The 7631-nt window shown below is 74.4% G+C and carries 8 protein-coding genes and 1 pseudogene; all 9 read left to right on the top strand.

Annotated features, from left to right (window positions below; translation table 11 throughout):
• Positions 1-760 (top strand): HAD-IIA family hydrolase (locus tag BN12_RS19325; protein ID WP_157635753.1); only part of this gene is annotated, 760 nt, incomplete at its 5' end.
• Between the two features lie 36 nt (positions 761-796).
• On the top strand, positions 797-1423 hold the full coding sequence (locus tag BN12_RS19330) for a hypothetical protein (protein ID WP_048555055.1): 627 nt from the start codon (positions 797-799) through the stop codon (positions 1421-1423).
• Complete coding sequence (locus BN12_RS19335; protein ID WP_048555057.1) at positions 1420-1617, top strand: hypothetical protein; 198 nt, start codon at positions 1420-1422, stop codon at positions 1615-1617. The genes BN12_RS19330 and BN12_RS19335 overlap by 4 nt, the downstream gene beginning before the upstream one ends.
• Complete coding sequence (locus tag BN12_RS19340) at positions 1614-2408, top strand: TlyA family RNA methyltransferase (protein ID WP_048555059.1); 795 nt, start codon at positions 1614-1616, stop codon at positions 2406-2408. The genes BN12_RS19335 and BN12_RS19340 overlap by 4 nt, the downstream gene beginning before the upstream one ends.
• Before the next feature lie 12 nt (positions 2409-2420).
• A complete protein-coding gene (locus BN12_RS19345; RefSeq protein WP_048555061.1) occupies positions 2421-3362 on the top strand; it encodes an NAD kinase in 942 nt (313 codons plus the stop codon).
• Between the two features lie 12 nt (positions 3363-3374).
• On the top strand, positions 3375-5075 hold the full coding sequence (recN, locus tag BN12_RS19350) for a DNA repair protein RecN (protein WP_048555064.1): 1701 nt from the start codon (positions 3375-3377) through the stop codon (positions 5073-5075).
• Between the two features lie 26 nt (positions 5076-5101).
• Positions 5102-6283 (top strand): putative cytokinetic ring protein SteA, encoded by a 1182-nt coding sequence (gene steA, locus BN12_RS19355; RefSeq protein ID WP_048555066.1) that lies wholly within the window; start codon positions 5102-5104, stop codon positions 6281-6283.
• Entirely contained in the window at positions 6280-7206 is a 927-nt protein-coding gene (locus BN12_RS19360) for a copper transporter (RefSeq protein ID WP_048555068.1), read from the top strand. Before steA ends, BN12_RS19360 begins: the two co-directional genes overlap by 4 nt.
• Positions 7203-7631, top strand: a pseudogene (locus BN12_RS25435) (hypothetical protein); the annotation flags it as partial. The gene BN12_RS19360 and the pseudogene BN12_RS25435, both read left to right, overlap by 4 nt.

Raw genomic sequence — 7631 nt, forward strand, 5'->3', positions numbered from 1 at the left:
GCGGGACCGCCACGGCGCGGGGGCCGCGGTCCTGGCCGTCGGCGGTCCGGGGGTGGCGCAGGCGCTCCGCGCCGTCGGCCTCGTCGCCGTCGCACCCGCCGAGATGGCCTCGGCGAAGGTCGTCGCCGTCGTGCAGGGCTACGGCCCGGGAGTCGCGGCGGCGGATCTCGCCGAGGTGGCGTATGCCGTCGAGGGGGGCGCGCGCTGGGTCGCGACGAACGTCGACCTCACCCTTCCGACCGACCGGGGTGTCGCTCCCGGCAACGGCTCCCTCGTCCGTGCCGTCGCGACAGCGGTCGGGCACGAGCCGGACGAGATCGTCGGGAAGCCCTTCGCCGCGCTCTACGTCCTCTGCGCGGAACGGCTGGGTACCGAGCCCGCGCGGCTGCTCGCCGTCGGCGACCGCCTCGACACCGATATCGCGGGCGCGGTGCGCGCGGGGCTCGACGCCCTCCTCGTCCTCACCGGCGTCGACGACGTGGCCGCCGTCGTCGCCGCACCACCGGCGATGCGCCCGACGTTCCTCGCCGAGGACCTGCGGGTCCTGCATACCCCCCTGCCCGTCCCGAGGGCCGACGGCGGACTCTGGCGCTGCGGCGACGACGCGGGACGCCTCGTCGACGGGCGGTGGGCGGCGACGGCGACGGGGACCCGGGAGCAGTCCCTGACCAACCGGCTCCACGCGGTCTACGAGGCGCTCGACGAGGGCCGCCTCGACCCGGCGGACGCCGCCGCACTCGTGGCCGACGGGCGGGGATAGCACTACCGTGGAGCGCACCCGACGAAGGAGTGACCGATGAGCACCGACCCCATCCGATCCCTGGTGCAGATCGCGTCCGGCATCACCGAGCTGACGGTGACGCGGGCGACCGAGACGGCCCGTGACCTGGCCGCCCTGGTGGGCCTCGACGAGGACCTGACGTCGCAGAAGCTCGCCACGAGGGTCTCGCGGATCGCCGAGGAGCTGCGTCAGGCGGCGGCGGACAACCACCGCCAGCTCGTCGAGCTCATCCGGTCCGAGGTCGAGCGCAGCCTCGCCCGCGCGGACCTGGCCAAGGTCGCGGACCTCGACGCGGCGCGGACCTCGATGGCGACCCTCATGGCCCAGATGGAGGATCTGCGGACCAGGATGCTGGCATTCGTCCCCAGCGTGCCCGGGGTGTCCGCCCCGGCGGACGGCTCCGCGGCGCCGGCACCGCGGACCGAGCACGCACCGGAGGCCGTGAGCCCCTCCTCGGGGCGGCGCCGTCCGCCGCGCCGCACCTTCGCCGGATCGTCGGAAGCCCCGGCGGCGACGACGAAGAAGGCCGCGACCAAGAAGACGCCCGCGAAGAAGACGCCCGCGAAGAAGACGACCGCCAAGAAGGCGACAGCCGCGAAGGCGGCGACGAAGAAGACGACCGCGAAGAAGGCCGCCGAGTGAGCCAGGGGCCGTCGGACGGCCACGCCGAGTCGGCGTCGACGCCACCGGAGCCGCCGCGGACGGGGGACATCGTCGTCGACGCCGCCCTCGAGGAGCTGGCCGCGGCCGACCCGGGCGACCTCGACGCGCAGCTGAGCAGCGGCGAGCGCGTGCAACGGACCCTGCAAGGGCGGCTCTCCGACCTCGGCGGGTGAGCGGCCGGCTCGACACCGAGCTCGTCGCGCGGGGCCTGGCCCGCTCGCGAGGTCACGCGCAGGAGCTCATCGACGCCGGCCGCGTCATGGTGGCCGGCCGGCCGGCGGTCAAGGCGGCGACCGCCGTGCCGGACGAGGTCTCCATCGAGGTCTCGATGGCGGGGCCGGTCTGGGTGAGCCGGGGCGCCGAGAAGCTGTGCGCGGCCTTCGCGGCGTGGGGCCCCCAAGGGCTGACGGCTCACGGGAAGCGCTGCATCGACGTCGGCGCATCGACGGGGGGCTTCACCCAGGTGCTGCTCCACGAGGGCGCGGCGAGCGTCGTGGCCCTCGACGTCGGTCACGGTCAGCTCGCCGCGGTCGTGGCCGACGACCCCCGCGTCGAGGAGCGGAGCGGACGCACGGTCCGCGGTCTCGACCCGAAGGACGTCCGCGGACCCTTCGCGCTCCTCGTCGCGGACCTCAGCTTCATCTCCCTCACCCTCGTCCTGCCCACCCTCGCCACACTCGTGGAGGAGGACGGCGACGCCGTGCTGCTCGTCAAGCCGCAGTTCGAGGTGGGCCGCGAGCGGCTCGGCAAGAACGGCGTCGTCCGGTCGGCGGGAGACCGCGCGCTCGCCGTGGCCGCGGTCGCCCGGGCGGCCCGGTCGACCGGGCTCACCGTCCTCGGCCTGACCCGGAGTCCGCTGCGCGGCGGGGCCGGCAACGTCGAATACCTCCTGTGGCTGACCCGCCGCGAGGTTCCCGGCCTGGGATGGGAGGCTGTGATGGCAGCCGCCGACCGAATCTCTTGAGGACGCAGACCCGTGACCGACACCGCAGGCCGGAGCACCGATCGGCGGCGCATCCTGCTCGTCACCCATCCCCGCCGCCGGGAGGCCCACGACGACGCCGTCCACGTCGCGACGGCGCTCATCGCGGCGGGCATCGAGGTGGCCCTCCTGGAGACCGACCACGCCGTGCCGGAGCTCGAGGGACGCGCGAGGACCGTCCCGAGGGACGACCCGGTGGCCGGCTGTGAGCTCGTCGTCGTCCTCGGCGGGGACGGCACGATCCTCTGGGGCGCCGAGCTGGCCCGCGGCGCGAACGTCCCCATCCTCGGCGTGAACCTCGGGCACGTCGGGTTCCTCGCCGAGGCCGAGCGCACCGAGCTGAAGGACACCGTCCAGCACATCGTCGAGCGCGACTACACCGTCGAGGAACGCACGACCCTCGATGTCCGGGTCCACATGGACGGCAAGGTCGTGCACACCGGCTGGGCGCTCAACGAGGTCTCCGTCGAGAAGGCGGCCCGGGAGCGGATGCTCGAGCTGACCGTCGAGATCGACGGCCGTCCGCTGTCCACCTGGGGCTGCGACGGCGTCGTCGTCGCGACCCCCACGGGCTCGACGGCATACGCCTTCTCCGCGGGCGGTCCCGTCGTGTGGCCCGATGTCGAGGCGGTCCTCGTCGTGCCGATCAGCGCCCACGCGCTGTTCGCCCGGCCGCTCGTCGTCGGCCCGCGGTCGCGGGTGGCCGTCGAGGTGGTGGGCAGCACCGAGGGCATCGGCGTCATCTGGTGCGACGGCCGCCGGCCCCATGACCTCCCGCCCGGGGCGCGCATCGAGGTGTCCCGGTCGGCCGTCCCCGTGCTGCTCGCCCGGGTGTCCTCGACGTCGTTCACCGACCGGCTCGTCGCGAAGTTCAACCTGTCGGTCGAGGGCTGGCGGGGGGCGGCCCGCGCGGCCCGCGACGTCACCGCCACCTGACAGGCTGGGCCGGTGCTCCAGGAGATCCACATCCGCGACCTCGGCGTCATCGACGACGCGGTCGTCACGCTCCACCCGCGTCTGACGGTGCTCACCGGTGAGACCGGTGCCGGCAAGACGATGGTCGTCTCGGGGCTCGGGCTGCTGCTCGGTGCCCGCGGCGACGCGGGGCTCGTCCGGGAGGGCGCCGAACGCGCCGTCGTCGAGGGGATCGTCGACCTGCCCGCGAGTCATCCCGCGGCGGTCCGGGCCGCCGACGCGGGCGCCGACGTCGAGGACGGCCTCGTCCTCGTCCGCACGCTCACGGCCGCCGGGCGGTCCCGCGCCCACGTCGGTGGCCGAGCGGCTCCCGTGGGGGTCCTCGCCGAGCTCGCCGAGCATCTCGTCGCCGTCCACGGCCAGGCCGACCAGTGGCGGCTGCGCAGCGGCGAGGAGCACCGCGACCTCCTCGACTCCTACGGCGGGGAGTCGCTGATCCGGCTCCGCGAGCGGCACGAGTCCCTCCACGACGAGCGGACGGCGGCGCGTCGCGCGCTCGCCGACCTCCGCGACCGCGCCCAGGAGCGGGCCCGGGAGCTGGAGGTCCTCGAGCTCGGGCTCGCCCAGGTCGGTGACACGGCACCCGCTCCGGGCGAGGACGAGCGGCTGCGCGCCGAGTCGATGCGGCTCACCCACGCGACCGACCTGCGCGTCGCGGCCGAGGAGGCCGCTGCGCTGCTCGCCGGGAGCGAGGAGGGGTATGCCGGTGACGTCGCCTCCGTCGTCGACCTCCTCGGGCGCGTCCGCGCGGTCCTCGCCCAGGCGGCCGACCGCGACCCGACGCTCGGCGACTGCGCGACCCGGGCCACCGAGCTGGGCCATCTCGCCGCCGAGCTCCGGTCCGACCTCCTCTCGTATGCCGCGGGCGTCGAGGTGGACCCTGCCCGCGCCGACTGGGTCGAGGACCGCCGGGCGGCGCTGGGAGCCCTCACCCGCAAGTACGGCCCGACGGTCGAGGACGTCCTCGCCTGGGCCGAGGGGGCCGCGCGACGGGTCGTGGAGCTGTCCGGTGCGGAGGACCGCGTCGACGCGCTCACCGAGCGGCTCGCGCGCCTCGAGGCCGACCTCGCCGACGTGCAGGCGCAGCTGAGCGCGGCGCGGAGGGCCGCGGCCGCCGAGCTCGGCACCCGGGTGACGCAGGAGCTGGCCCATCTGGCGATGGGCAGCGCCCTCGTCGAGGTGGCCGTCGAGCCGCGTCCCACCCCCGCCCGGCACGGCGCCGACGACGTGGAGATCCGTCTCGCCGCGGGCCCGGGCGCCACCGCGCGCCCGGTGACCAGAGCGGCGTCCGGCGGCGAGCTGTCCCGCGTCATGCTCGCCATCGAGGTCGTCACCGCCGACCGGGCCGGCCTGGTCCCCACGTACGTGTTCGACGAGGTCGATGCCGGGGTCGGCGGTGCCGCCGCGCTCGACATCGGCTCCCGGCTGGCCCGGCTGGCCCGGCATGCGCAGGTCGTCGTCGTCACCCACCTCGCCCAGGTCGCCGCATACGCCGACCGGCACCTCGTCGTGACGAAGGCGGACGACGGGCACGTGACCGCGTCGGGCGTCGTCGAGGTGACCGGACGGGACAGGGAGCGCGAGCTGGCGCGGATGATGGCGGGGGTCCAGTCCGATACGGCGCGACGGCACGCCCGGGAGCTCGTCGCCCAGGTGGCGTCGCGCGGGGATTGAGACGCGCGCATGGCACGATGGCGGCGATGGTCTTCCACCTGCGTCCTCCCTCCCCGAGCACGAGTGCCGACGGCATCGTGGGCCCTGCCCGTGTGGACCGGCGGACTAAGAACCTCACCAAGCGCCTCAAGCCGGGGGACATCGCCGTCATCGACCACGTCGACCTCGACCGGGTGAGCGCCGAGGCGCTCGTCGCGTGCCATCCCGCCGCGGTCGTCAACGCCTCGCCGTCGGTCTCGGGCCGCTACCCGAACCTCGGCCCGGAGATCCTCGTGGAGGCCGGCATACCGCTCGTCGACGACGTCGGCCGGGAGGTCATGACGACGCTCAAGGACGGCGTCGCCGTCCGCATCGAGCGGGGGAGCCTCTACGTCGGGCAGCGGCTCGTCGCGACAGGCAGCCTCCAGACGGAGGACTCGGTGCAGACGGCCATGACGCAGGCCCGCGCGGGGCTCGCCGTGCAGCTGGAGGCGTTCGCCGACAATACGATGGAGTACCTCCGCAAGGAGCGGGAGCTGCTCCTGGACCGGATCGGCGTCCCCGACGTCCGCACCGACCTCGACGGCCGGCACGCCCTCATCGTCGTCCGGGGCTACCACTACAAGGAGGACCTGCAGATCCTGCGGTCCTACATCCGCGAGTTCCGGCCCGTCCTCATCGGCGTCGACGGGGGGGCCGACGCGATCGTCGAGGCCGGCCACACCCCGGACATGATCGTCGGCGACATGGACTCGGTCTCCGACGCCACGCTGCGCAGTGGCGCCGAGATCGTCGTCCACGCCTACCGCGACGGACGCGCGCCCGGGCTGGAGCGCGTCCAGGCACTCGGCGTCGAGCCGGTCCTCTTCCCCGCGACGGGCACGAGCGAGGACGTCGCGATGCTCCTCGCCGACGACAAGGGCGCGACGATCATCGTCGCCGTCGGCACCCACGCGACGCTCGTGGAGTTCCTCGACAAGGGGCGCGCGGGCATGGCGAGCACGTTCCTCACCAGGCTGCGCGTGGGTGGCAAGCTCGTGGACGCCAAGGGGGTGAGCCAGCTCTACCGGACCCGCATCACCAACGCCTGGCTCGCCGCGCTGCTCCTCTCGGCGCTCTTCGCCCTCTTCGTCGCTCTGTGGTCGACCCCGGGCGGACGGGGGCTGCTCCAGGTCGTCGGAGCCAGGTGGGACGATGTGTGGTCCTTTGTCACAGGGGTGTTCACGTGATCGACTTCAGGTACCACCTGGTCTCCATCGTCTCCATCTTCCTCGCGCTCGCCGTCGGTATCGCCCTCGGTGCCGGGCCGCTCAAGGGCACCCTCAGCGACACCATCAACAGCGAGATCGCGAGTCTGCGCAGCGACAAGGCCAAGCTCAACCAGCAGCTCGCCACGGCGAACCGGGGGATCGACGAGCGCGATGCCTTCATCGCGGCGACGAACGGGCAACTGCTCGGCGGACGGCTCGTCGGGCAGACCGTCGACCTCGTCGTCCTCCCGGGCACCGACGGGTCGCTCGTCAAGGACACGACGGCGACGATGTCCGAGTCGGGCGCCAAGGTCGGCGGGACCGTGGAGATCAAGTCCGCCTGGGTCGACCCGTCGGCCAAGCAGGCCCGGGAGCAGGTCGGCGACACCCTCGTCAGGCATCTGGGCCTCCAGCCGGAGGACGACCAGTCCGACCTCAACCGGTCGCTCGCCACGGCGCTCCAGACCGACTCCGAGCAGACGTCGAGCTCGGTCCTGAAGGCGCTCGGCGACGCCAAGCTGATCTCGGTGGACCGCGACAAGGTCACCCCCGCGACGGCGGTCGTCGTGCTGTCCGACACCGTCGACGCGACCCCGACGAGCCTCGCGACGAGCCAGGCTCGGGCCTTCGTCAACCTCGCCGTCGCCCTCGACGCGAAGCTCACCTCGAGCGTCCTCGCCTCGAACACCGCGGTCGACCCGGGGTCCGGGGTGTCCGTCGTCTCGACGGCCCGCACGATGGGTAGCGCCGCCCGCAACCTGTCGACCGTCGACGACGCCGGCATCCCGATGGGGCAGGCCTCGATCGCCCTCGCCCTCCTCGACGAGTCGCAGGGCCGGTCGGGGCAGTACGGCCTCGGCGGCGACGCGTCCGACCCGTTCCCCGCCGCCGTGGGGTCGTGACGGTGGCGCACCGGCGTCCGCGCCGCCTCGCCGCAGCCGCGGTCGGGGCGGCGGTCTCGTGGGGGGCGCTCCGGGTCCTGCGCACCCTGCCCTTCGCCGAGGCGATGGAGCGGACCAACCACGCGGGGCGGACCGTCACCCTTCTCGAAGGCCCCGCCTACGTCATCGGCGCCGCGCTGGCCGCCGTTCCCGCCGGGCCGGCGCCCGTCGTCGCCGCGCTGGGGAGCGGGGCCTTCGGGGCGCTCGACGACGTGCGGGGCGACTCCGGCAGCAAGGGCCTGCGCGGCCACCTCGGGGCGCTCGCCCGCGGACGGGTGACGACCGGCGCGGTGAAGATCGTCGGCATCGGGCTCACCGGCGTCGCGGCGGCTCTCGCCGTCGACGCCGGCGGCCGCGTGCGGCTGGCCAACAAGGTCGTGCGCCGC

It is taken from the genome of Nostocoides japonicum T1-X7 (assembly GCF_001046855.1).
Lineage (GTDB): Bacteria > Actinomycetota > Actinomycetes > Actinomycetales > Dermatophilaceae > Nostocoides > Nostocoides japonicum.